This is a genomic window from Nostoc sp. DSM 114159 (assembly GCF_053470285.1).
Map to the genome: position 1 here is coordinate 6,896,460 of NZ_JBPFEH010000001.1, position 23,880 is coordinate 6,920,339.

Here is a 23,880-nt window from a genome sequence, read left to right on the forward strand (position 1 = left end):
GTTATTCCTCTTTTATTACATGCAGGCAATAAAAGAGTAAACAAGATAATGTTTTTAAGCTTGATTAGGGATAAAGAAAGTTTGCATACTAATTTTTGTTCTTACTTTCTCCCATCAAAAATAGAAGATTGCATCTTCTTTTAACAGTTTAAAACTTTAATGTTGTCGGTAAATATTTAGCCACCAAATCTTCATAGTATGGTTTTATTTTCTCCCAATCAGGAGGAATAGGGTTTTTGGAATACAAATCGTAGGGATTGAATAAACGTACCCATTTAAACATTTCTCGATCGTGTTTATCCATCAAATGCTCATAGGCATTTTCACGATGTTGAGGATAAAATGAGTGATAACGAAGCATATACAATGCAGGTTCGGGCAAATAGTTTTTCATCATCTGATAAAAATACTCATCATGTCCCCATGATATGTGTACATTACTTAATCCACAGTTAGGCTCGTAAATGCCATATTTAGTGTTGTAATCGGGGTTATTATAATCAGGATTTTCTTTAAAGAATTCTGAGAAAACAATTTTATCAGAAAATGCACAACCTACAGGATAAGTATCCCCTACGGTAGCCCATTGAGGTTCGCCAAACAGACAAAGCACTTTCCCCATATCGTGAAAGAAGCCAGTAAGTACCATCCAGTCAGGATGACCATCAGTGCGAATAGCTTCGGATGTTTGCAATAGATGTTGTAACTGATCCATGTCTGTATCAGGATCGGAATCATCAACCAACTGATTCAAAAATTCGACCGCATCCCAAACAGACATTTCTTTTTTATCAAACTTCAAAAACTCTTTTTCTTTTTGAAGCACAAAATTATATGTTTGATTAATATGATTTAACCGATAAAATTCTTTTACTGTATATCTAATAGTAGTTTCGTAATTCCTGTACTCTTCGGTGGTTTTACCTTCTTTAACAATGTTATCTGGATCGGGATAGCGATTAAGTAAGTCTTGTTCCCATTCTTCTAGCGAACGTAAGGGATTGTTTTGAACTTGAGCAATGGCATTATTTAGAGTTTGAGACATATCTTCCTAGTTGTCGATATTGTATTTGTTAAATCGTACTTTCGCACTCTATTATGCACAGGTGTGCAAAACCTGTATTAGACTTATTTATTATTTTTGCACACGTGTGCAAAAATAGGTGTTAAGTTTCATTTCGTCTTTGCATACCTGTGCCTAGCCTAATTTATTTCTTCCAGTTTGGATCGGAGTTAAGACAAAGCACTGATGCGATCCGATCGCTAATTAATTCTCAGAGACTTCTTGGCATTTGTGGGGAAAAGGGTAAGGGGTAAAGGGGAAAGGGGTAATAAAAACCCTTTTCCCAATAAAGATGAGTCCCTTTCCCCCAAGAATGCAAAAGTTACTTTTGCAAGAGGTCTACTTTTCAGAGACTTTGATGCCTTCTGGGTAGCGACAACCTGCTACCACAGCACCCGATCGCGCAGCGTCAGCATATCGCTACGCCTCTATAGCTGATTTTTGTGTTGGATAGATTTTTGAAAAGGCTTGTGCATACGTATACACAAGCCTTTGATTATATATAATCTCTTTTGTTTTACACACGTGTGCAAAACCTCTGTTAATTTTTTGTCGAACTCAGCCAAGGGAGTCGTTAACTATTTTATTAATTGTATGGCAGTGGAATGCTTGACAAGATTAGCCAACTCTTGTAGCTGGTTTATCGCTTCTGCACCCTCCAACTTCATTAATTCGCGATCGTCCCACAATTCCATCCAAGTAATTCCGTAATCAGACACTAAAAACCGAATCAGGTGCTTTTCTTTCAGGCTAACCATAAATGAAGCACTGTTCATTTGCTCGCCGCATGTATAACAAGAGGCAGTATAGCCACGCCGCTCAAGTATAATTGTCAAGGCTTGCAGGTTCATTACTAAGTCTTGGATGAATTGCTGATGCTGTTGCGCTAATCTTATAAACACTACTTTTCTCCTACCATTACAGTTATCTGCTTGCTTTGATATTTCTTTAGACTTACATCTGATGTGATTTAGTTGCCAAAAATTCGTGTTTTCCTAGATACGTGATTAATCTTAATATTACGGTTGTCACCACTCAGCTAAATTTCTAGAGCAGTTCTAATGTTTTGGACAATTATCTGGGGTGGCTGTGCAACATCCATAGATAGAGTATCTACTGGTTCTTCAAGTGTATAAAACTGACTATTGAGTAGTTTTTCACTCATGTAATGATTGCTACGCTCTTTTAAGCGCTTTTGAATCAACTCGTAAGACCCTTTGAGGTAAACTAGCTTGATGCGATCGCTATCCACTACCAAAAATTGCCGATAGCTATTTTTTAAAGCCGAACACGCCAGCACTACATTTTTATTTTCTTGCAGCCAATGCTTGATGGCTGTTTGCAAATCTTGTAACCAAGGCATTCTGTCCTCTTCACTCAGAGGAATACCACGCCGCATTTTCTCAACATTCTCTGGTGAGTGGAAAGTATCAGCGTCGCTAAATTCCCATTCTAAGGAGTCTGCTAGTAGTTTTCCGATAGTGGTTTTTCCAGAACCAGATACACCCATGACGATAATAATCATTTTTTTCTTAATAAAAGTTCAACTAATTCGGAATTCGGAATTTGTGATTTGTAACTTGTAGTTGTAATCATTGACGGAGGTGAAAATGAGGACTTTTAACTCCTTGCCATGCAAAATGTCAGTTGTATTAAATTCTCTTGACAAATTACGATTATTTTCTATAATACATACAAATGCACACGTGTGCAAAGTTTAAGAACTAAGATAAAATAATGAATAAACGAAGAATTTCAATTGAAGATATTGCCCGCAGAGCAGGCGTTTCTCATTCTACAGTTTCACGTGCTTTGCGAGATAATGCTCTCATTAGCCCGAAAGTGCGAGAAGAAATTAAGCGGCTGGCAGAGGAGATGAGTTATGTGCCGAATGCTATTGCTCAAAGCTTGCAAAATAAACGTACTAATACTATTGGTGTAGTAGTAACTTCAATTTCAGATCCCTTTTACGCTGAGGTGGTAGAAGGAATTGAAAAGATAGCCAAACCAGCGGGTTTGAGTGTTTTATTGAGTGCTTCACACCGAGATTTTGAGCAGGAAATGGCAGCTATTGATACTTTTCATCGCCGTAGGGTGGACGGGATTTTAATAGCTGACTCGCGAATTAGTAAACAGCATACTAAACAACTCACACAAATTGCTGTACCAACAGTTTTAATTAATAGTCAGACTGAAGACCAATCAGAAATATTTCACTCAGTAGCAATAGACGATCGCTTAGGTGCTAAATTAGCCACAGAGCATCTAATTAGTTTAGGACACACCGCTATTGGTTATCTGGGTGTGAGCGATCGCAGCAGATCGAACCAGCAGCGCCTAGAAGGATATCAAATGGCCCTTGCAGAAGCTGGTATCCCACAAAATACTGATTGGGTTTCAATTAGTGACGAGTATAATACCAGAACCAGCGACGTGAACACCGGACAAAATATGCTGTCTAAACTATTGGCCGCAGAAGTTACAGGCATATTTTGTTACAACGATATGGTAGCAATTGGCGCTCTGTTAGCTTGCCAAGAATTAGGTATTTTAGTACCACGAAATTTAAGCCTTGTCGGATTTGATGGTATTGCTCTGGGTTGTTACGTTACGCCAGCGCTGACCACAATTAGTCAGCCCATGTTAGAAATTGGTGGCATCGCCATGCAAATGTTACTCGATTTAATAGAAGAAAAAACTGTGAAAAACCGCGTTTTATCTCCTTTTCTATTAAAGCGTGGTAGCAGTGCACCATTATTAACAATTTAAAATTCAAAACAATTTATACAAAAATTATGTTAACTAAAAAACCGGGTTTATCTCCCGATCGCTGCTTTTCTCCAGAACCAGCTCAAAGACGATTAGCTCATCAATTTTTTGATAGCATATCTGCGTTACCTTTAGTTTGTCCACACGGACACGTAGATCCAGCTTTGTTAGCTAATCCCGCAGCCCGTTTTGGTTCGCCCACAGAATTATTGATTATCCCTGACCACTACCTTTTGCGGATGCTTTATAGTCAGGGCGTATCTCTGCAAGCTTTGGGCATACCAACTAATGATGGTTCGCCAGTAGAAACCGACCACCGCAAAATCTGGCAATTGTTCGCCGACCATTTTTATTTATTCCAAGGTACTCCATCTGGGTTGTGGTTGAAAGAGGAATTAACTAACGTCTTTGGGGTGGATGAACCTTTAAATTCTCGCAACGCCGGACGTATCTATGATTATCTGGAAGGTTTGTTAGCCTCACCGGAGTTTTCCCCGCGTGCTTTATTCAAACGCTTTAACATCGAAGTGCTTTGTACTACCGATGCCGCCAGCGATCATCTAGAGAATCAGCGATCGCTCCACGAAGAAGGTTTTACTCAAATTAGACCAACTTTTCGCCCAGATGCAGTAGTTAATCTAGATGCTCCTGGTTGGCGCGAAAATCTTAGCAAGTTGGAAAGCAGTATCGGTAGAGAAATTAACACTTACGCCAATTTTGTGCAAGCTCTCGAAGAACGTCGAGCTTTCTTTAAGAAAATGGGCGCGACAGCTACCGATCAAGGTGCAGCTACACCTTATACCACACGCCTTTCTGACCAAGAAGCCGAAGCTATCTTCGCCAGAGCATTAGCCGGCAAGCTGAATCCAGGTGATGTCGAAAATTTTACCGGTCATATCTTCATGGAAATGGCGCAGATGAGTGTGGAAGATGGGTTAGTGATGCAAATGCATTGCGGTGTGATGCGTAACCATAACCCGGCTTTATTTGAGAAATTTGGAGCTGATAAAGGTGCTGATATTCCCGTAAAAATCGAATGGACTGAAAATTTACGCCCGTTGTTGTCAGCTTATGGTAGCGATCGCCGCTTCCATTTAATCATTTTTGGTATGGATGAAAGCACTTATAGCCGCGAGATGGCTCCGTTAGCTGGTCATTATCCCAGTGTATTGCTCGGCCCGCCTTGGTGGTTTCACGACAGCGTAAATGGTATGGAGCGTTATTTCAATCAAGTTATGGAAACTGCGGGAATTTATAATACTGCTGGATTTAATGATGATACGCGGGCTTTTGTTTCGATTCCGGCTCGTCATCATGTCTGGCGACGGGTAGCTTGTAATTGGTTGGCTGGATTGGTTGCACGGGGATTGGTTGAGGAAGAGGAAGGGTATGGTATGGCTCGTGCTTTGGCTTATGACCTCGCTAAGGTTGCTTATAAGTTTGAGGGGAATTGAAACGCAAAGGGGCGCAGAGGGAAGCGCAGAGGTACGCAGAGAGGGGGAATGGGTGATGGCTGAGTTGATTTTAAGTAAACTTTTTAGTTTGAAGGAGCGGGTGGCGGTAGTTACTGGTGGTTCTGGTGTGCTTGGTGGGGCTATGGCAAAGGGTTTGGCTCTGGCTGGAGCGCGAGTGGTCGTTTTGGGTCGCAATGAAGTCAGGGCGGGGGCGGTGGTGGCTGAAATTACTGCTAACGGTGGAGAAAGTATGGCTGTGGTGGCCGATGTTAGCGATCGCTCCCAATTAGAAATTGCTAGGGATGTTATTATACAGCGTTGGGGTGAGATAGATATTTTGGTAAATATGGCTGGCGGTAATATTCCGGCTGCCACAATTACTGCTGATGGGAATATTTTTGAGATGCCACATACAGCTTTCGAGGAAGTAGTTAGCCTCAATTTAGTTGGCACTTTACTACCTTGCCAGGTTTTTGGTCAAGTAATGGTGGAAAGAAGTCAGCCCCACGGTTGCATTGTGAATATTTCTTCTATGTCTGCGATTCGAGCGATTAGTCGAGTGGTTGGCTACTCGGCCGCGAAAGCAGGGATAGATAACTTTACTCGCTGGTTAGCTGTAGAACTCGCCCAAAAGTATGGTGATGGAATGCGAGTAAATGCGATCGCACCAGGTTTTTTTATTGGCGAGCAAAATCGAGATTTACTTTTAAATTCTGATAGTAGTTTGACCGTTCGCGGGCAAAAAATTATTGACCATACTCCCGCCGGACGTTTCGGAAAACCAGATGAATTACTCAGCACCTTAATCTGGTTATGTAGTTCTGGTTCTAGTTTCGTCAACGGAGTAGTTGTGCCGGTAGATGGTGGATTTAGTATCTACAGTGGAGTTTAATAATGTCATGTATTCACTGGCTGTAAATAATGGGACACTTTCAGATGAGCAAGTTTCGGCGCTAGTTCATCAAGCTTTAGCAGACCCGAAGTTGGATGGACAGCGCATCTTGGTGTTAATTCCAGATAGTACCCGCACTGCTCCCATCCCGCAAATGTTTCGATTGCTGCATCAGGAGTTGGGTCAAAGGGTAGCGGCTCTGGACTTTTTAATTGCTCTAGGTACACATAATCCGATGAGTGAAGAACAAATCAATCACTTGGTAGGAGTAACACCAGAGGAACGAGAGACAACTTTTAAAAAAGTTCGCATCTTTAACCACCTTTGGAACGAACCAGATACCTTTATCTCTTGTGGAGTAATTTCGGCAGACGAGATAGCAGAAATTAGCGGTGGAATGCTACATCAGTCAGTTGATGTGCGGATTAATAAGCTGATAACAGAATACGATTTGATTATAATTTGCGGCCCAGTTTTTCCCCACGAAGTTGTCGGTTTTTCTGGTGGAAATAAATATTTTTTTCCTGGTATTGGTGGTCAAGAAGTAATTAATCTCTCACACTGGTTAGGTGCTTTAATTACTTGTTACGAAATTATTGGTACGCTGGGAATCACACCAGTCCGGCGTTTGATTAACCGAGCCGCTAGCCTGATTTCTACCCCAAAGCTTTGTTTGGCGATGGTGGTCGCACCGAAAACAAATCAGCTAGCTGGACTTTATATAGGTCAACCAGAGTCAGCCTGGGAAGCTGCTGCAAAACTATCAGCTAAACTGCATATTAAATATGTAGACCGGCCTTTTAAACAAGTGCTTTCAGTCATGCCCCAAATGTATGATGACATTTGGACAGCAGCTAAAGGAATGTACAAGTTAGAGCCAGTAATAGCTGACGGAGGCGAAGTAATTATATATGCTCCTCATATTACCGAGTTTAGCTATACACACGGCAAAATTCTCTCCCAAATTGGCTATCATGTGCGGGATTACTTTCTTAAACAGTGGCATAAATTCCAAGACTATCCTGCTGGAGTGCTGGCCCATAGTACTCACTTAAAAGGGATGGGTACTTTCGATCCGATAAAAGGAGAACAAGCGCGGATTCGCGTTACTTTAGCTACTGGCATTTCTGCTGAACGCTGTGCTGCTCATAACTTAAACTATCGCGATCCGGCGACCATTCAACCCACTCAATGGGCTAATCGAGAAGATGAAGGCATATTGCTTGTGCCGAAAGCTGGCGAAATACTGTACCGTTTAAGTGGCAGTAATTTTCAGGAAACTAAATCGTAGTTTTTGAGACGCGATAAATCGCCGTTTTTGAGACGCGATAAATCGCCGTTTTTGAGACGCGATAAATCGCCGTTTTTGAGACGCGATAAATCGCCGTTTTTGAGACGCGATAAATCGCCGTCTCTACAAGTGTTTTGGTCTTATCTGAACTGTATTGAATCATAAACTGCGATATCTACGATGGGCTACGCCTACGCAATTGCAGGTTAATTTTACACTTCGCGCTATTCTTGATCTGATGAAACCTCAGCGAATCAGTTTATCGCAGCGAACAAAAAAGCATGGGTGGAAAATTAATTGTATTTGAAGGAGTGGAAGGCTGTGGCAAAACTAGCCAAATGCAGCTTTGTTCTGAGTGGCTGGAAAGTCTCGGTGTTTCTGTGGTAGTAACTCGCGAACCGGGGGGAACAGAGTTAGGTGTACATCTTCGCCGCTTGCTATTAGAAAAGTCAGAAGATAAACCAGTTGCAGAGGTGACAGAACTCTTGTTGTATGCTGCTGACCGATCGCAACACGTTGAACAAGAACTCAAACCAAATCTTGCAGCTGGGAAATATATTTTATGCGATCGCTACACTGACTCTACCATTGCCTACCAAGGATATGGTCGCGGTCTGAATATGAGTTTAATCAATCAGCTTAATAATATTGCCACTGGTGGTTTAGAAAGCGATCTAACTATTTGGCTAGATGTCGATGTCGAAGTAGGACTGTCCCGCAAACTCTCAGACCAAGTAGGACTAGACCGCATTGAACAGGAGACAATCGCTTTTCATCGGCGCGTTCAGCAAGGATACGCGCATTTAGCAGCGTCTCATCCCTCACGAATTGTTCGGGTAGATGGCAGCTTGAGTAAAGAAGCTGTACAACAGGTAATTCAAGGAATTTTACGCGTACATCTGCACTTGGCGAGGTAAGAAAAAATAAGCTTAAAAGTTTTTAATGAATTTAGAAAATTTGTTGGAGTTTAGTGCAATAACTTTTCACTACTTCCCTTTTTTCTCATCCAGTGCTTTCTGAATTGCTTCTCTACAGAATTCAGGAGGGTCATCTTGTTGCTGCACTTCCTCTTTCATTGTTTTAGTGATGCGTAAATTTAATCTTTCGGTTAATGGTTCTTCTCTGTCTGTAGTGAACGGTTTTAGATTCTCTGGCTTGCCCTTATTCTTGGTCATTTGTATAGAAATATAAATAATAATATTTTCCACGTGCCTACCAGTGGAAAATGTTTATTTGGTGGATGTTCACCCTGGTAAAGTTTGCATCCACCGATACCACTTTTACAAATGGGTAATTCTATTTTATGTTCACAAGGTCAGAACTCGAAATCAAAACTACTGCTGAGTTAAGAGACTTATGTAGGCGTTACGGATTAAAGCCTACTGGGAATGGAGGTTACAAGACTAGTTGGATTGTCACCTTGATGGCATTTCCCCAGATAGCACTCTCTCAATTAAGGCAAGGAAGAGGGTTAAAATCACCAGGCTTTAGTGTTATTCAATTCCTCGAAGGGGTCGTAGATGAGATGAACTCCCCCACTGATGAACAAGCAGCATTAATTCGGATAACTTTAGAGGGCAAGGCTATGAGCTACCCTGACCGATACGACCAAGAGAGTTTACTAAACTTGCATAAAGCTAAGATGCACCTTGAGATGGCTATCGGACTGCTAAATCAGTAAATCGCGCCGTGTGCGACTTTTTTTCAAACCTAACCCCCAGCCCCTTAAGAGCTAGGGTTGGGGAGCAAGAATCAAAGCCTCTCTCCGTTTCGGGGAGAGGTTTGGAGAGGGGTTCTAAGAATAAGTTGCACATCGCGTTAAATCAGTTTACAAGCCGAAAGTAGTTAGTTCCTAGCAACCTAAAGCTGGGGACTTTTCTATATCCCATATACCCAAAGGCTTGTGTCGCCTTGTTCCCAGCCTGGAGGCTGGGAATATATTTAAAGTGGGCTTCTGCCTCTTGTCAAGAAGATCGGAGGCAGAGCCTCCCAGAATGGGTTAAGAGCCTCTAGGATCTTAACCAGTCAGAGCAAGGGCTGTATCTTAACAAGCGTGCCATTCCACTCACAGATACTTAAATTCAGGAAATCATTCTTATGACCGCAGCATGAATAAAGCTTTGAACTAAGAAATAACCTGTCAATTTGAATAAATTTACCTCCCTCTCTCTAGTTTGTAGCTGATGAAATTAAGCAGCATACCAAAACCAGCATCATGTATTGACTTGGCTAGTTTGGTACGTTAAATATCAGCATTCATCTGAGAGTTTGACGATTTTATAAAATTTTTTTGATCGGCAAAATATATATTTAAGATTGTACAAAATCACCAAAAGTTAATCATTTAGAGTAAATTTACCTCTTTAGAAGTGGATAATTTGCGTACTAGGATAGATGAAAATTATATAAGTAAAAGCTTAGGCTTTAGAAGCAATTGTTTATAAGTTTAGTATCTGAAGTTAATTTCTGATGCAAAGTGAATCAATTAAAAGCACTACAACAACAGAAAGAAAAAACTTCTAATTCAAGTTTTATTTGTTAGGAGGTTTATGATGCGAATTGCTCAAGTAGCTCCACTGTGGGAAAGAGTTCCACCTCCAGCTTATGGTGGCATAGAGTTAGTAGTAGGGTTACTGACTGATGAATTAGTCCGGCGCGGACACGAAGTAACTTTATTTGCATCGGGAGATTCGATTAGTCTAGCAAAACTAATTTCAGTTCATCCCCGCGCTCTCAGACTCGATCGCACAATCAAAGATTACAGCACTTACGAGATGCTGAATCTAGCTTCGGTGTATGAACGTGCAGAAGAGTTTGATATTATTCACTCCCATATTGGTCATGGGACACTGCCTTATGCAAATCTAGTAAAAACTCCTACAGTTCACACGTTGCACGGTACTTTTACCCCTGACAACGAAAAGATTTTTAGTTTTGGGAAAAAACAACCCTACGTCAGTATTTCCAATTCACAACGAGAACCAAGATTAGGGTTGAACTGTATAGCAACGGTTTACAATGGGATTGATGTTAACAGTTATAAGTTTCACTCCCAACCAGAAGATCCTCCTTACCTAGCATTTTTAGGTCGGATGTCTCCAGAAAAGGGAGTGCATTTAGCCATAGAAATTGCAAAACTTGCTGGTTGGCATTTAAAAATGGCGGGTAAGATAGATGTCGTTGATGTGGAATATTTTGAGAAGGAAATTAAACCACATATCGACGGAAAGCAAATAGAGTATTTAGGTGAAGCCAACCATGCTCAAAAAAATGCCCTGATGGGAGGTGCAGTAGCAACTCTGTTCCCCATCACTTGGCGGGAACCCTTTGGATTGGTGATGGTAGAGTCAATGGCTTCCGGTACGCCAGTGATTGCGATGAAATTGGGTTCTACTGAAGAGGTAATTTCCCACGGAAAGACGGGTTTCCTCTGCAATAATATTCAAGAGTGCATCAGTGCGATCGATCGGGTAACAGAGTTAGACCGCTATGCCTGTCGTCGCTATGTTGAAAACCTTTTTAGCGTTGAGCACATGACTGATGGTTATGAGGCAGTTTATCAACAGATAATAGCAGAACGATTTTCTCAGAATGGACGTTTCCGTAGTTTGCTTAGTTTAGGTAGCAGCCAAATTTAAATATGGTATTTGTGTAATCTTAGATGTTTTTAACTAGGTAGAATACAGATCGTTGTAAGGGTGTGCAGCTAGCTGTGCGCCCTACAAAGTCACGCGATCGCTCCCCATTTTTCTAAAGTTCTAGCACTCACTCCTGGAACTTTTCCTAAGTCTTGTCAAGATATAAATTGTTGCTGTTGACGACTAATAATTATTCGCTTTGCTAATTTTTGATCTACGCCAGGAAGAGTTGCTAATTATGCTAAACTTGCGGTGTTAATATTTACTTTTTGAATTCCTTTTAACTCAGTTTATAAAGAAGTTTTTATTTGAGGACATCGTGTTTGCTCTAATTTAATTTTTTGTTGAATTGCTGGTGGTAAGCCTGGTTTTACTTTGGCATAAAGACGAGCAAATTCTCGCACATAATGGGCAGCAACTATCGGATTTTTGATCGCTACAAGCGTCTCATCGTTACCATTATTGGCCGCATCTGACCAATTATGAGAACCTGTAATTACTGTTTGACTATCAATAACAGCAAATTTGTGATGCAATAAATCGCCTTTGGGTAATACAGGTACACCTACGGTAGTAATTGGATTTGACCAAGGATGATTGTCAACTTCATATTTACATTTGTTACTAAGAGCAACCCCCATCATATCTAAGGCTTCGCTATAAGAACGGTAGGCAAATTGTGGTTCAATTAAAGCGCGAATTTGCACACTTTCTTGATGGCGTTTTTCTAAAATATTGGCAAGAGGCTGTTCGGAAAAGACAAATAACGCCATGTCAATAGATTTGGTTGCTGAATCTAAAGTTTTACCAATTAAACCATTACTACTGTTACTCCAAAGTTGAGTTGGAGAAGTCGGCGAAAATTGTACAGTAATTTTGGTGTTACCTAAAGTTATTTCTTTAGGTAAACGCATCGGTTTTTTCAAACCAAATCGACTATCTGGTTGACCTCCTGGGCCATCACCCCACATAATATTAAACTCTTCTGTAAATAAAGCAGCTAATTCTGGGCTGTCAATCTGCAATAAATTATTGGCATTGCCTAAACTGCTAAGATTTGTAAAATCACCAGAAGTATCACTTAATGTAAAGTTGGCGGAAGTGATAATTACAAGGCGATTGTCTACAATCACAAATTTATGATGCATCAAGCTGCTACCCGCTGAACCATCTGCTCGATCGTCTATCCAGGGAATTTGGGCATTCTGCAAAATTATTAAAGCATCTCTTTGATTGATTTCGGCTGGACTGAGTTGATTATCTTGGTTAAGATCGATAAATTTGCGAAATTCGTTGTAACGTTCCTGTTCTCTTTTATCTAACTTACCTACTTCAGCAGATGTTAAGCTACTCCAAGGTCGGCTATAGGTATTTTCTAAAATGATTCTGACTTTTACCCCAGCTTTTTGTCTACCAACCAATGCTTGGGCAACTTTGGGTAAACGTAATTCTTGTACTGCTACATCTACTGTAGATTTAGCTTGCACAATAGCATCGACAATCTGTTTTTCTAAATCATCCCCCAGACGAGTTTGCTGACGGTAAGCTTCTTGGTATTCTGAAGACTCAGAATGGTTAAAGTAAGCTTGAATTAACGGGTCTTGTGGTAAGGGTGCTGGACGCTGATTGTAGGACTGGACTCGTTGACAACCCGCCAGAGAGAATATCAGTAAAAAGATATATAAAAAATATCTTTGTCTAGAGATAAGTTGCACTGTAATCTGTTAAAAGTGGATTGGAAGTGGATATATTTATCATTCCCAAAATTTTTTGTTCTGAATTAAGTAGAGAAATAAGTTTCCAAGTAAAGGGAAAAATCTACTGCTAGATGTAAAATTACAAATATTTTTTTTAGAATTTGTCCACTAAAACTGTATATACTGACAAATCCGCAGTCTCTCACTAACGTGTGTTCTCACTATTATCGGTTTTATGCAAATTTATCTAGATTACAGCGCCACTACTCCGACTCGAAAAGAAGCGATCGCAGTTATGCAAACAATCCTCACTCAACAGTGGGGCAATCCTTCCAGTTTACATGAGTGGGGACAACGGGCGGCAACGGTTATAGAACAAGCCAGAGTCCAAGTAGCTGGTTTAATTAACGCCGCCAGTCCTGAATCGATCGTTTTTACCTCTGGTGGCACTGAGGCAGATAATTTGGCGATTATGGGTGTGGCTCGGTTGTATGCTGTACCTCAACATCTAATTATTTCCAGCGTTGAGCATTCGGCAATTTCTGAAACAGCAAGGTTTCTAGAAACGTGGGGTTGGGAAGTTACGCGCTTGTCTGTTGATGTTAAAGGTAGAGTCAACCCTCTAGATTTAAAGGCGGCATTGCGACATAATACAGTTTTGGTTTCTATAATTTACGGTCAAAGTGAAGTTGGGACTGTGCAACCGATTGCAGAACTGGGTAAGATAGTGCGATCGCATGGGGCTTTGTTCCATACAGATGCGGTGCAAGTTGCAGGACGCTTACCTATAGATGTACAACAACTACCTGTAGATTTACTTAGCCTTTCCAGTCATAAAATATATGGGCCGCAAGGTGCAGGGGCTTTGTACGTGCGTCCTGGTGTGGAATTAATATCCTTACTGGGCGGTGGTGGACAAGAAATGGGATTACGTTCTGGTACGCAAGCAGTACCGATAATTGCCGGATTTGGTGTAGCAGCAGAATTAGCAGCTGAAGAATTAGCTACAGAAACACCACGGTTAATTAAGTTACGCGATCGCGCTTTTGCCCAATTAACTGAGATTCCTGGTTTAATTCCTACAGGGGATGCGTGCGATCGTTTACCTCACCATGTGAGTATGTGCTTAGAAAACGCTGATGGCAAAAAACTTAGCGGTAAAGCCTTGGTACGACATTTAAACCTTGCAGGTATCGGTATCAGTGCTGGTGCCGCCTGTCACAGTGGGAAACTTAGCCCTAGTCCGATATTGTTAGCGATGGGCTATTCAGAAAAAGCTGCTTTGGGAGGAATTCGCATCACATTGGGGCATGATACGACGGAAGCTGATATAGATTGGACAGTAATGGTATTGAAGCAAGTTTTGCAAAGGCTGACACCGGATTTATCTTTAGTTAAGCGTTAAATTATTGGCAACGCTACTAAGATTTAAACCGTGTAAAGTTATATGTCAAAAATTAACCAGATCCAAAATGAACTACGGGAACAAAGCGGTGAAAAGTTCCAAAAGATTGCCGATGCTTACCTCCACAAAAAAGGATATGAGCAGATTAATCCCCTTGGATCTGTAATTGGCGCTGACAAAGTGAGGACAGGAACTCCTGATACATTAGTAGTGTTACCTAATGGAAAGTATGTCTTTGCAGAATACACAACAGAGAAGAAAGGAGTTGCTCAGAAATTTAAGAAAGACCTCGACAAGTGCTTTGATGAGGTAAAAACTGGAATATCTGTTGAAAAAATCCAAGAGATAGTTTTATGTCATACATCGATGCTTTCCCCAGACGAAGAAGTTTTATTGAGGGAGGAATGCCAGAACCGAGGAGTCAACCTTAATATCTTTGGTCTTGGCCCTATATCTTATGATATTTACCAAAAATATCCAGGCATTGCAAGAGATTTCCTTGGAGTTGAGGTAGATACAGGACAAATCGTTGATCTTGATGAATTTATTAAGGCTTACGATAAAAAAGCGGCTACTCCTCTTAATACAACTTTCCACTTTCGAGAGGAAGAGTTAGAGCAAGTATCGCAAGGATTAAATAACAGTAATCTTGTTATTGTGTTTGGCAAGGCAGGCATTGGTAAATCTCGATTGGCGCTCGAATGTTGCAATCAATTTTTAGCAAGTCACCCTGAATATCAGGTTAAATGTATTTTTATTCGAGGAGCAGATATTTTTGAGGATCTCCGTGTCTATTTTTCAGAACCGGGTTGTCACCTCATTTTTATAGATGATGCAAATCGGGTCAACTCATTTGAGTACTTCATTCAAATCCTTCATGATCAACGCGAGGATCAACAAATAAAGGTCATTGCTACTGTTCGAGATTATGCCTTTGAAAAAGTTAAGGAATTAGCGCAGTCCTATAAAAATTGGACTGAGGTAGAGCTAAACTCTTTGGATGAGAATCAGATAAAGCAAATACTTAAGGATGAGTACGAAATTCTTAATCCTCTCTATCTCAACAGAATTGCCGATATTGCACAAGGAAATCCTCGTCTTGCAATCATGGCTGCACTATTAGCAAAACGAGAAAATAGACTTGACAGTATTAATAATGTATCTAATCTTTACGACGAGTATTATTCTTCAATCCGAAAAGATTTACAAGAACTCGGTGATGAAAACCTCTTGAAAGCTGCTGGTATTGTTGCATTTTTTAGAACGGTAGATCGTTCAAATGAAAATATGATGGAGGAAATTGAGAAAGCATTCGGTATTAACCAAGAAGTTTTTTGGAAAGCTGTTCGCCAGCTAGATGACCATGAATTTCTCGATATGTACGAGAATGAGATCGTACAAGTCTCTGATCAAGTTCTGGCTACCTATCTTTTTTACCGTGTTTTCTTTAAGGAAAAATTACTCAATTTTGCTACTCTCATAAATTACTTTTTCCCTCAGCTTCAGTATCGACTTGTTGACGCGCTCAATCCTGTTATGAATAATTTTGATACTGAAATAATCAAAGAGGTAGTTCGTCCACACGTTAATCAAGCATGGGAAACATATCAAAGTGCAGGAAACGAAAAAAATCTGATGCAGTTCATACAGGTGTTCTGGTTCGTCAAGCAAACAGATATCTTTGTATATATTCAGAACTGCATTTCTGCAATGGAACCGGAATTAGCAGACCTCTCTAACTTGGAAATTAAGGCTAACTCTAATATTCCATCACCTTCTCTCCTTAGCACACTAGGGTTATTCAAGCATTCAGATGAGAATAATCTTCAAATGGCATTAGAGCTTATTTTGGAGTATGTCACAAAACGACCGACCGAAATATCGCAAGTGCTTTACCTTCTTACCGAACGATTTGGGTTTGATCACGAATCCTATCGTTATAGATTTGCTATTCAGCGGATAGTAATTGATGTACTATGGGAACGGGTTAGAGATGGTGAAAATATAATGTTTTCAAAGCTATTTATTGCGGTGGCTGAACATTATCTTTACACCGAATTTAACACTACTAGGATGAAAGGGAAAGGAATTAACATCTTTAACTTCACCTTACCAGCAACGCCAGAAATGGCAGAACTTAGACAAGAAATTTGGCAGAACGTATTTCAACTTTATCAAGTACCTGTTCTCAAGAAAGATGTGCTTAATCTTCTTTACAAGTACAGTACATCAGGTTACAAGGTCTCAGAAAATGAAATAATTATCCAAGATTCATCTGAGGTGCTTGCTTTTATTGAGTCATATCTGGATGCCAGTAGCTATTTAAATTGTCTGGTTGTTCAAAGCTATTTAGATCATTTAGATCATCATAATGTACCATTTGTTAAAAATTTACGCGAACGGTTTACCAATAAAACCTATGCGTTATCTGAAATTCTTTTTTATGATCCATCAAAGAGACAGAAACTCAATGTAGCAAACAAGGAAAATAAACAACTTAGAGAAGAAGAAATTCGAGAGTTTTTAACTAACTATAACTTTGAGGAAGAAGAGCAACTTAAGCAACAAAAAAATCATGATTTTTTTGTAAACTACAACTTAGAGGACTACAAGAGTTTTTTCAAGCAATGTCTTGAGATTCAGGAAGAAACAGAACGCCGAAATCATAATATATTCCATCTTGCAAGCAAAGTAACCAGAGTTTTTATTGACCTAGCAAATCGAGATCCACAACTCTATGCTGATGTAGTAGAAAATTACATTATTCTTGGAAATCCACTGAATATTAATGATGTTCAACTTATAAATCACCTAGTTCAAGTTTTAGGCATTGATAAAACTTATGAAGTTATTAATCAAGGTTCTTTTTCTTTAAAAAGAAAGTGGTTGTTTGACTTTTATAAGTTATTACCTCAAGAACTGATTAGAGAAGAACATCTAGAGCAACTTTATACTCTCTATAAAGAAAGTGAGGTAAGTGATATACCACACGATTTAAACTTTGTTATAAAATATCATGCGCTAGACGAAAATTTATTGGTTAAGATAGTCGAAATTCTCTTGGAAAATGCTTCTAAAAACTCCAATAAATTTTATCCATTATCGTGCTTATTTCATAGATATGAATTCAATACAGTTTTGATTAACCTTTTTGATAATCAATTGAATGTACTGAAAAAAGCTTATCTTGAATTCATAAAAAATGACTGGGATACAGATGGTAATGGACAATACTTTACTTATATATTAAAACGCGATCCAGAATTCATTCTTGAATACATGGATTGGATTTACCGCCAAGAATATCAATCATATCATTTTGATAATGGACGAGATTATTCCTTCCTATGGCGATGTGACAACTATGAGAACCTAATGACGCAGATAATTGAATATATTTATCAACGGGATGAAGAGTATCTTAGGTTAGGCTCTATTAGACTTAGCAAATTCTTCATTCTCAGTGCAGATTTAAAAGATCATGAAATTTTGTGGGAGCGGCAAGATAAGATCCTGATGAAATTACTAGAATCTCGATGTAATGACATTCCGTTTACCGAATTTACATTTGATCTAGTTACAAACTTCTCATATAAAAGAAGACGTTCATTTGTAGAATTTTTTATAAAGAAAAATCAAAAATTCGATGACTTTAAAAAACTTAGCCTAGAACCTAGCTCTTGGAGTTGTGTAGGAAGTTGGGTTCCCGTATATCAGAATCGCGTTGAGTATTTAGAGTCACTGCTTCCACTTTTCAATAGTGTAGCTTTTTTGCAACATAAGCAATACGTAGAGCAACTTATTCAGGGATTACGGGAAGAAATTGAAATAGAAAATAAGCAGGACTTCATGCACGACTAGATTATGAAATACTAGCTAATTTAAGGACAAAAACACCATGAACACTGCAAAAATTACTACTGATGGCACTCACCAAATGGTCATTTTACCCGAAGACTTTCAACTTACTGGGACTGAAGTTTATATCAAAAAAATTGGTAATGCCATTGTCCTGATTGCCAAAGACAATCCTTGGGAATCCCTCATTGATAGTCTAGACAATTTTTCTGATGACTTTATGACTACCAGAGATCAGCCACTCCTCGACACCAGAGAGAGCTTTTAAATGCGATACCTGCTTGATACGAACATCTGCATTTACCTGATAAAGCAAAAACCCCAAAAAGTACTGGATAAATTTCAAACCCTTAGCATTTCTGATGTTGGTATCTCCTCTATCACCGTTGCTGAACTCGAATACGGAGTTGCCAAAAGTCAACAGCAAGAGAAAAACCGCATCGCCCTGATGCAATTTCTGCTACCTCTAGAAATTGTCGAATTCAATCAAGCATCTGCAACGATTTACGGCAGCATCAGAAGCGATCTCGAAAGTAGAGGACTTATTATTGGTGCAATGGATATGCTCATTGCTTCTCATGCGCTGAGTTTAGGAGTTATCCTAGTCACCAATAATGTGCGAGAGTTTTCTCGTATTCCTACGCTCCTATTAGAAAACTGGGTTGAGTAGTTGTCAATATGCGATATGTGATGATATTGCGTTACTGGCATCCTGTAATATCAATCTGAATAACTTTAAGATCCGCATCATGAGTATTATCGTCTTCGGCAGCATAAATATAGACTTGGTAGCAACAACACCCCGCTTGCCAGTCGCAGGAGAAACGTTACTAGGAGAAGATTTTTTTAAAGTTTCGGGAGGGAAAGGAGCCAATCAAGCCGTAGCATTGGCAAAATTGGGCATTCCTACCCAGATAGTGGGACGTGTCGGCGCAGATGATTTTGGTAAGGAACTTGTTAGCAATTTGCAAACATCTGGTGTACAGACTGATAACATTTTTGTGGATAAAACTGTTAGTTCTGGAGTCGCTATTATCACCGTGAGTCAGACTGGTGAAAATCAAATTGTCGTCATTCCTGGTGCAAATGGGCGCGTCAATCAAGAAGATGTAGAGCGATTATCCCACTTTTTACCAGCAGCGACAGCACTACTTTTACAACTAGAAATTCCGATTAATGCCGTGGTTGCTGCTGCTAAAGCTGCGAAAGGTGCAAACATAAAAGTGATTTTTGACCCCGCACCGGCACAATCTAATTTACCAGATGAATTGTATCCATTGGTAGACATTATTACACCAAATGAAGTTGAAGCAGCGCAGTTGGTTGGTTTTTCTGTGAATAGAGAGGAACAAGCAGCTAAAGCAGCTGCGGTTTTGTTGCAACGGGGTGTGAAATGTGCGATCGTCAAACTAGGTGCTAAGGGTGTTTTTTGTGCTACTGCTGAAGAAAAGTTTTTTGTACCCGCGTTTTCAGTTCATGCAGTTGATACAGTAGCCGCAGGCGATGCTTTCAATGGTGGTTTAGCGGCAGCACTTTTTGAAGGACTTTCCTTACATCAAGCAGTTGTTTGGGGTGCAGCAGCAGGTGCTTTGACAGCGACAAAAACAGGCGCCCAAACTTCGCTACCGGATAGGTTTACATTTGATGCATTTCTTAAGGAAAGGGGAGTGAATAGTGGCTTTCAAGGATAGGTATTTAAAAAAGTATAGAATAAACAGGTAAAATGCTTATCCGATCGGGATTGGCAGAAATATCAGTGCAAAGCTTCTGAACGATGTAGGGTGTATAGCAGGAGAAATGCAGGAGGAATTAAGTATGGCACTATATCTAGACTCAGCGATCGCATCGGAAGCTGAAGTTGTTAAGCTTTGGGGATGGGTAAAAGGTATCACCACAAATCCCACGCTGTTATCTCAAAGCGATACTCCACCAGAAACCACGCTCAAAAAGTTGGTTGCCTTGACAAATGGCCCATTATACTATCAACTTATGGCATCTGATAAAGCTGGGATGCTAGCTGAAGGTAGAAAAGCTTTTGAGATTATTGGTTCGCAAACAATTTTGAAGATTCCCGCAACACCGTTAGGGTTTGAAGTGGTGGCGAGTCTATCACCAGAAATTACCTGTTCGGTGACAGCAATTTACAGTGCAGCCCAGGCAGCAGTAGCACGGGAAGCAGGAGCTAAAATTGCCATAGCTTATGTAAATCGCGCTACCCGATTGTTAGGTGACGGTATTGCCTTGGTGCGGGATATGGCTAGCATATTCAAAGGTAGTGATACGCAAATCTTAGCAGCTAGTATTAAATCTCCTGAAGAAGCAGCCGCATCGTTGCAAGCCGGAGCGGATCATTTAACTTTACCACTGGCAATGTTGCAGGCGATCGCAACTCATGAATTCTCTCAAAAAACCGTTGAAGAATTCGCTAAAGGAGGCATTGGTTTAAGTAATTCGTAATACTTCTCTACGAGAGGCTGCGCCAACGGCTACGCTCAGTACAAGTTCGTAATTGCTATTTGTTCAATAAGTGAATTTAGCTAAACTATAAAAATCAAATTTACTCAACATTTCTAAAAAGGTGAATACCGCAGGTACTTGCAGAGCATTAGATAAAGTTGCAGTTGCAATGACTCTTTCAAGTGGTGTAGGTAAAGTGTAGACCTGCACCTTTGGGGGAATGGGTACAGCTGCTAAACGAGGCATAATAGCTGCTCTCAATCCTTGATTCACCATGCTAACGACTGTAGAATCTTCTTGAATATCGGTAGCAGTATTGATTGGAATTGCTAAAGTCTTCAGGTGGTTGTGAAGAATGCGTCCGCAAGGTGTACAAGGAAGCAAAACCGGCGGATAGGCTGCTATGTCTTCCCAAGTAATTTTCGGACTGCTAATTTTGCTATCTGGTGGTAGTAAAGCTACATACTCATCCCGAAAAATTTCCCAGGTTTCAAATTCTTCACCAGTTGGGAGACAGGTAATACCAATATCGGCACGTCCATCATGCAAACACTGCTCTACATCCGTGAAAGCACTGCACTCTATGATTGTGACAGCAATCTCTGGAAATTGATTGTGAAATTGAGCGATCGCTTTTGGTAATAAATGCGTAGCGACGCTGCGAAAAGCTGCAATTCGCACATGACCACCGTGTAAACCTTTATGTAGGTTGGCTTCCTGTTGCATCATGTTTAGATGCTCCATTGCTTGACGCGCATGATACAAAATGCGCTCTCCAGCAGGTGTCAGCACAGCACCGTGACGACCTCTAGCAAATAATGGCACACCCAATTCTTCTTCTAGGGTGGCGATCGCATGACTAATTGCAGGTTGGGAAAGTTGCAATTCTAAAGCTGCTTCACTAAAATTACCACGATCTGCGACTGCAACTATGGCTCGGAGTTGGGAGAATTTCATAGGCAATTGATGAGAATAAGGGTATACACATCCTGGCTTTATTGTGGCAAAAAGGTTGTATTAGTGATTTCTCATATCTATAAATACCATTTATAGAACCTATGCAAGCCATGATTTGATTCCTAACTGAGATGTTGTTACTGTTTTATTTACTGAGTAACTTTCAGGAATAATTTTATGAAAAATGACATTAGGTGTCTATCAACAGAAGATATAAAAATAAATTGTAGTCCATCATTCCAGAAAAAAACTCATTCAAACTTCTGGAAATCTCTGCATTTGATTTGGGAAAATTTTGTTAAAAAACTCCTAGCAGATCCGAATGAATTACAAGTTTGGCAAAAGGTTGACCGCCACGGTAATATCTATTGGCAAGCTTACGACCCTGTAACCGGAAAATCTTTTTCATCAGGTTCAGAAACTGATGTGTCTATGTGGATTGAACAACTTTATCGGTATTAAAAATATGACACAACTTACTTTAGTAATTGGCAATAAAAATTATTCATCTTGGTCACTTCGTCCTTGGTTAGCGATGAAGCAATTTGGTTTAGAATTCAATGAGATTCGGATTCCTCTCTATAACAACCCAGATTTTTCATCGAAGGTTCGGCAATACTCGTCATCAGGAAAAGTACCTGTGTTATTGCACGATACACAAACGGTGTGGGATTCTCTCGCTATTTGTGAATATCTAGCTGAAACTTTTACAACTCTGCAATGGTGGCCAGAGGATAAGGCTGCAAGAGCATTAGCTCGTTCTATCAGTGCAGAAATGCACTCAGGATTTCAAAACTTGCGTCAGAATATGCCAATGAACTGCCGTACTAAATATCCTGGTAAAGGTTTAGAACCCGGCGTACAACAAGACATTGACCGCATTACTAGTATCTGGCAAGAATCCCGTCAAAAGTTTGGGAGTGGTGGCAATTTTTTGTTTGGCAATTTTACGATTGCCGATGCTTTTTTTGCTCCAGTTGTTTTGCGGTTTGTCGCCTATGATGTTCAGCTAGATACTGTTTCTAGAGATTATGCTGAGACAGTTTTGGCACTTCCAGCAATGCAAGAGTGGATAAATGCAGCAAAGAATGAGACAGAAGTTATTCCCCAGTATGAGTTTTAGGGAAATAGGAAATAAGAACAACTTCAATTCTAGATGCAAATCAAAGGGATATTCCTACTAGACATTTCCATAAATCAAATATGCGTTATCTAGAACTCTTGTACAGAGACATAGCATTGCTATGTCTCTACATTCTTTTTTAGAGCTTGATAATTTGAGATAATTATGGCCCCTTGTAGTTCCCTCAAAGCATTAGGGGACGGCGTTAGCTGGGGGTGAATTTTCTTACAAATCATTTAGGATTGCGATCGCTCTCGTAAGCCACCCTGCTAAACTGTAAGTTCTATCAAGTACAATCGCCCAATCAATGCCGACACTGTTCAAGCTCTAGTGCTTATGGAGCATAGTCTATAGCTTTACAAACGTGCTATTCTTCTCTAACGACTGTTTAATAGCGTTAAGCTAGAATAAATCCATTTTAATATTAGTAATGCCTAATATCCAAGAACACGTAAACACTCTCTTTACAAAATTTATTCCTGGTTATAGATTTTTCCGTTTACAAGAACTCACAATTGATAAAAACAATTCAATTCAAACAGAAATTAATAGTCAATCAATTAAAATTCTCAGTTGGAATATTGCTAAACAAAACTATAATAACGCTTGGTTAGAAGATTTTTCCCAAATAATTGCAACTTATCAGCCAAACCTCATATTTTTACAAGAATTTTCTTTAAAGTTAGAGGCAAAAGAATGGGCAAAATGGTTGAAAATGAATTGGAATTTTGCTCCTAATTTTGTAGATATTCATCATCAAACTTATTCAGGACTTTTTACAGCCTCGACAATCAACCCAATTACAAAAAAAGTTATAGCTACTAAAGATTATGAGCCGATTGTTAAAACTCCTAAAATTTCTTTAATTACTGAGTATCTGCTATCTGAACAAAATACAACTCTGATGACAATCAATACTCATCTAATAAATTTTGTAGATATAAATAAATTTAAAATCCAACTAAATGAATTAGAGCAAGCCTTATCTATACATCGGGGGCCACTAATATTTTCAGGAGATTTCAATACTTGGAGTCGAAAAAGAGCAGTTATTCTCAATCAAGTAACCACTCAATTAGGATTAACGCCTGTCATTTTTGCACCTGATGAGAAGGAGAAAATTAAACGCTTTCTGTTATCACCTCCTTTAGACCATATCTTTTATCGAGATATCAGTGTGAAGAAAGCCAGTGCTAAAGTGCTAGACCAAATTTGTTCATCAGATCATAAGCCATTGCTGGCAGAATTTACTTATACCAATACTCAAAAAAATTAA

The 23,880-nt window shown here is 39.7% G+C and carries 21 protein-coding genes and 1 pseudogene; 16 read left to right on the forward strand and 6 right to left on the reverse strand.

Annotated elements, in window-relative coordinates; translation table 11 throughout:
• Positions 1–148 precede the first annotated feature (148 nt).
• From ACR5KR_RS29105 to ACR5KR_RS29115, 3 genes are all read right to left on the reverse strand, one after another.
• Complete coding sequence (locus ACR5KR_RS29105; RefSeq protein ID WP_448268942.1) at positions 149–1,045, reverse strand: inositol oxygenase family protein; 897 nt, start codon at positions 1,043–1,045, stop codon at positions 149–151.
• A 596-nt stretch (positions 1,046–1,641) separates the two neighbouring features.
• Positions 1,642–1,965: a DUF1815 family protein gene (locus tag ACR5KR_RS29110; RefSeq protein ID WP_448268943.1), complete on the reverse strand. Its 324-nt coding sequence runs from the start codon at positions 1,963–1,965 to the stop codon at positions 1,642–1,644.
• Positions 1,966–2,102: 137 nt separating this feature from the next.
• On the reverse strand, positions 2,103–2,588 hold the full coding sequence (locus tag ACR5KR_RS29115; protein ID WP_448268944.1) for a gluconokinase: 486 nt from the start codon (positions 2,586–2,588) through the stop codon (positions 2,103–2,105).
• Between the two features lie 212 nt (positions 2,589–2,800).
• On the opposite strand from ACR5KR_RS29115, the gene ACR5KR_RS29120 reads away from it, so the two are divergent.
• The 5 genes from ACR5KR_RS29120 to tmk all read left to right on the forward strand — a co-directional run bounded on the left by ACR5KR_RS29120 (position 2,801) and on the right by tmk (position 8,386).
• Positions 2,801–3,832 carry a LacI family DNA-binding transcriptional regulator gene (locus tag ACR5KR_RS29120; RefSeq protein ID WP_448268945.1) on the forward strand — a complete coding sequence of 344 codons (1,032 nt, stop codon included), beginning with the start codon at positions 2,801–2,803 and terminating at the stop codon, positions 3,830–3,832.
• Between the two features lie 26 nt (positions 3,833–3,858).
• Positions 3,859–5,286, forward strand: a complete 1,428-nt coding sequence (gene uxaC, locus ACR5KR_RS29125; RefSeq protein ID WP_448268946.1) for a glucuronate isomerase — start codon at positions 3,859–3,861, stop codon at positions 5,284–5,286.
• A 55-nt stretch (positions 5,287–5,341) separates the two neighbouring features.
• Entirely contained in the window at positions 5,342–6,178 is an 837-nt protein-coding gene (locus ACR5KR_RS29130; protein ID WP_448268947.1) for an SDR family oxidoreductase, read from the forward strand.
• Positions 6,147–7,469 (forward strand): lactate racemase domain-containing protein, encoded by a 1,323-nt coding sequence (locus ACR5KR_RS29135; protein ID WP_448268948.1) that lies wholly within the window; start codon positions 6,147–6,149, stop codon positions 7,467–7,469. The genes ACR5KR_RS29130 and ACR5KR_RS29135 overlap by 32 nt, the downstream gene beginning before the upstream one ends.
• A gap of 281 nt (positions 7,470–7,750) precedes the next feature.
• Entirely contained in the window at positions 7,751–8,386 is a 636-nt protein-coding gene (tmk, locus tag ACR5KR_RS29140) for a dTMP kinase (RefSeq protein ID WP_448268949.1), read from the forward strand.
• A 69-nt stretch (positions 8,387–8,455) separates the two neighbouring features.
• Here the strand turns inward: tmk and ACR5KR_RS29145 are convergent, their stop codons facing one another.
• Positions 8,456–8,644, reverse strand: a complete 189-nt coding sequence (locus ACR5KR_RS29145) for a hypothetical protein (protein WP_292750468.1) — start codon at positions 8,642–8,644, stop codon at positions 8,456–8,458.
• 128 nt (positions 8,645–8,772) lie between these two features.
• Between ACR5KR_RS29145 and ACR5KR_RS29150 the strand changes: the two genes are divergently transcribed.
• Together ACR5KR_RS29150 and ACR5KR_RS29155 are read left to right on the forward strand one after the other, a co-directional pair.
• Positions 8,773–9,150, forward strand: a complete 378-nt coding sequence (locus tag ACR5KR_RS29150) for a hypothetical protein (protein WP_292843718.1) — start codon at positions 8,773–8,775, stop codon at positions 9,148–9,150.
• Positions 9,151–10,021: 871 nt separating this feature from the next.
• Complete coding sequence (locus ACR5KR_RS29155) at positions 10,022–11,107, forward strand: glycosyltransferase family 4 protein (protein WP_448270377.1); 1,086 nt, start codon at positions 10,022–10,024, stop codon at positions 11,105–11,107.
• Positions 11,108–11,265: 158 nt separating this feature from the next.
• Here ACR5KR_RS29155 and ACR5KR_RS29160 read toward each other — a convergent pair.
• Positions 11,266–12,822 (reverse strand): annotated as a pseudogene (locus tag ACR5KR_RS29160) (phospholipase D-like domain-containing protein); the annotation flags it as partial.
• Between the two features lie 217 nt (positions 12,823–13,039).
• Here ACR5KR_RS29160 and ACR5KR_RS29165 point away from each other — a divergent pair.
• From ACR5KR_RS29165 to ACR5KR_RS29190, 6 genes are all read left to right on the forward strand, one after another.
• A complete protein-coding gene (locus ACR5KR_RS29165; protein ID WP_448268950.1) occupies positions 13,040–14,209 on the forward strand; it encodes a cysteine desulfurase family protein in 1,170 nt (389 codons plus the stop codon).
• 42 nt (positions 14,210–14,251) lie between these two features.
• Complete coding sequence (locus ACR5KR_RS29170; protein WP_448268952.1) at positions 14,252–18,070, forward strand: nSTAND3 domain-containing NTPase; 3,819 nt, start codon at positions 14,252–14,254, stop codon at positions 18,068–18,070.
• Positions 18,071–18,107: 37 nt separating this feature from the next.
• On the forward strand, positions 18,108–18,335 hold the full coding sequence (locus ACR5KR_RS29175; protein WP_448268953.1) for an antitoxin: 228 nt from the start codon (positions 18,108–18,110) through the stop codon (positions 18,333–18,335).
• Entirely contained in the window at positions 18,336–18,737 is a 402-nt protein-coding gene (vapC, locus tag ACR5KR_RS29180) for a type II toxin-antitoxin system tRNA(fMet)-specific endonuclease VapC (RefSeq protein ID WP_448268954.1), read from the forward strand.
• A 79-nt stretch (positions 18,738–18,816) separates the two neighbouring features.
• Positions 18,817–19,758: a ribokinase gene (gene rbsK / locus ACR5KR_RS29185; protein WP_448268956.1), complete on the forward strand. Its 942-nt coding sequence runs from the start codon at positions 18,817–18,819 to the stop codon at positions 19,756–19,758.
• Between the two features lie 124 nt (positions 19,759–19,882).
• The gene (locus ACR5KR_RS29190; RefSeq protein WP_448268958.1) at positions 19,883–20,524 is read left to right on the forward strand and encodes a transaldolase family protein; all 642 of its coding nucleotides are present in this window, start codon (positions 19,883–19,885) and stop codon (positions 20,522–20,524) included.
• A 63-nt stretch (positions 20,525–20,587) separates the two neighbouring features.
• Here the strand turns inward: ACR5KR_RS29190 and ACR5KR_RS29195 are convergent, their stop codons facing one another.
• Complete coding sequence (locus tag ACR5KR_RS29195) at positions 20,588–21,481, reverse strand: LysR family transcriptional regulator (protein WP_448268959.1); 894 nt, start codon at positions 21,479–21,481, stop codon at positions 20,588–20,590.
• A gap of 177 nt (positions 21,482–21,658) precedes the next feature.
• On the opposite strand from ACR5KR_RS29195, the gene ACR5KR_RS29200 reads away from it, so the two are divergent.
• The 3 genes from ACR5KR_RS29200 (at position 21,659) to ACR5KR_RS29210 (ending at position 23,880) form a co-directional block, all read left to right on the forward strand.
• A complete protein-coding gene (locus ACR5KR_RS29200; RefSeq protein ID WP_445628711.1) occupies positions 21,659–21,943 on the forward strand; it encodes a hypothetical protein in 285 nt (94 codons plus the stop codon).
• A gap of 4 nt (positions 21,944–21,947) precedes the next feature.
• Complete coding sequence (locus tag ACR5KR_RS29205) at positions 21,948–22,604, forward strand: glutathione S-transferase family protein (protein WP_448268960.1); 657 nt, start codon at positions 21,948–21,950, stop codon at positions 22,602–22,604.
• A gap of 430 nt (positions 22,605–23,034) precedes the next feature.
• Complete coding sequence (locus ACR5KR_RS29210; RefSeq protein ID WP_448268961.1) at positions 23,035–23,880, forward strand: endonuclease/exonuclease/phosphatase family protein; 846 nt, start codon at positions 23,035–23,037, stop codon at positions 23,878–23,880.

Excerpts from the sequence above, each read along its gene's own strand:
- ACR5KR_RS29105 (WP_448268942.1), bottom strand. The coding sequence starts at position 1,045 with ATGTCTCAAACTCTAAATAATGCCATTGCTCAAGTTCAAAACAATCCC.
- ACR5KR_RS29115 (WP_448268944.1), bottom strand. The coding sequence starts at position 2,588 with ATGATTATTATCGTCATGGGTGTATCTGGTTCTGGAAAAACCACTATC.
- ACR5KR_RS29120 (WP_448268945.1), top strand. The coding sequence starts at position 2,801 with ATGAATAAACGAAGAATTTCAATTGAAGATATTGCCCGCAGAGCAGGC.
- uxaC (WP_448268946.1), top strand. The coding sequence starts at position 3,859 with ATGTTAACTAAAAAACCGGGTTTATCTCCCGATCGCTGCTTTTCTCCA.
- ACR5KR_RS29130 (WP_448268947.1), top strand. The coding sequence starts at position 5,342 with ATGGCTGAGTTGATTTTAAGTAAACTTTTTAGTTTGAAGGAGCGGGTG.
- ACR5KR_RS29135 (WP_448268948.1), top strand. The coding sequence starts at position 6,147 with ATGGTGGATTTAGTATCTACAGTGGAGTTTAATAATGTCATGTATTCA.
- tmk (WP_448268949.1), top strand. The coding sequence starts at position 7,751 with ATGGGTGGAAAATTAATTGTATTTGAAGGAGTGGAAGGCTGTGGCAAA.
- ACR5KR_RS29145 (WP_292750468.1), bottom strand. The coding sequence starts at position 8,644 with ATGACCAAGAATAAGGGCAAGCCAGAGAATCTAAAACCGTTCACTACA.
- ACR5KR_RS29150 (WP_292843718.1), top strand. The coding sequence starts at position 8,773 with ATGTTCACAAGGTCAGAACTCGAAATCAAAACTACTGCTGAGTTAAGA.
- ACR5KR_RS29155 (WP_448270377.1), top strand. The coding sequence starts at position 10,022 with ATGCGAATTGCTCAAGTAGCTCCACTGTGGGAAAGAGTTCCACCTCCA.
- ACR5KR_RS29165 (WP_448268950.1), top strand. The coding sequence starts at position 13,040 with ATGCAAATTTATCTAGATTACAGCGCCACTACTCCGACTCGAAAAGAA.
- ACR5KR_RS29170 (WP_448268952.1), top strand. The coding sequence starts at position 14,252 with ATGTCAAAAATTAACCAGATCCAAAATGAACTACGGGAACAAAGCGGT.
- ACR5KR_RS29175 (WP_448268953.1), top strand. The coding sequence starts at position 18,108 with ATGAACACTGCAAAAATTACTACTGATGGCACTCACCAAATGGTCATT.
- vapC (WP_448268954.1), top strand. The coding sequence starts at position 18,336 with ATGCGATACCTGCTTGATACGAACATCTGCATTTACCTGATAAAGCAA.
- rbsK (WP_448268956.1), top strand. The coding sequence starts at position 18,817 with ATGAGTATTATCGTCTTCGGCAGCATAAATATAGACTTGGTAGCAACA.
- ACR5KR_RS29190 (WP_448268958.1), top strand. The coding sequence starts at position 19,883 with ATGGCACTATATCTAGACTCAGCGATCGCATCGGAAGCTGAAGTTGTT.
- ACR5KR_RS29195 (WP_448268959.1), bottom strand. The coding sequence starts at position 21,481 with ATGAAATTCTCCCAACTCCGAGCCATAGTTGCAGTCGCAGATCGTGGT.
- ACR5KR_RS29200 (WP_445628711.1), top strand. The coding sequence starts at position 21,659 with ATGAAAAATGACATTAGGTGTCTATCAACAGAAGATATAAAAATAAAT.
- ACR5KR_RS29205 (WP_448268960.1), top strand. The coding sequence starts at position 21,948 with ATGACACAACTTACTTTAGTAATTGGCAATAAAAATTATTCATCTTGG.
- ACR5KR_RS29210 (WP_448268961.1), top strand. The coding sequence starts at position 23,035 with ATGCCTAATATCCAAGAACACGTAAACACTCTCTTTACAAAATTTATT.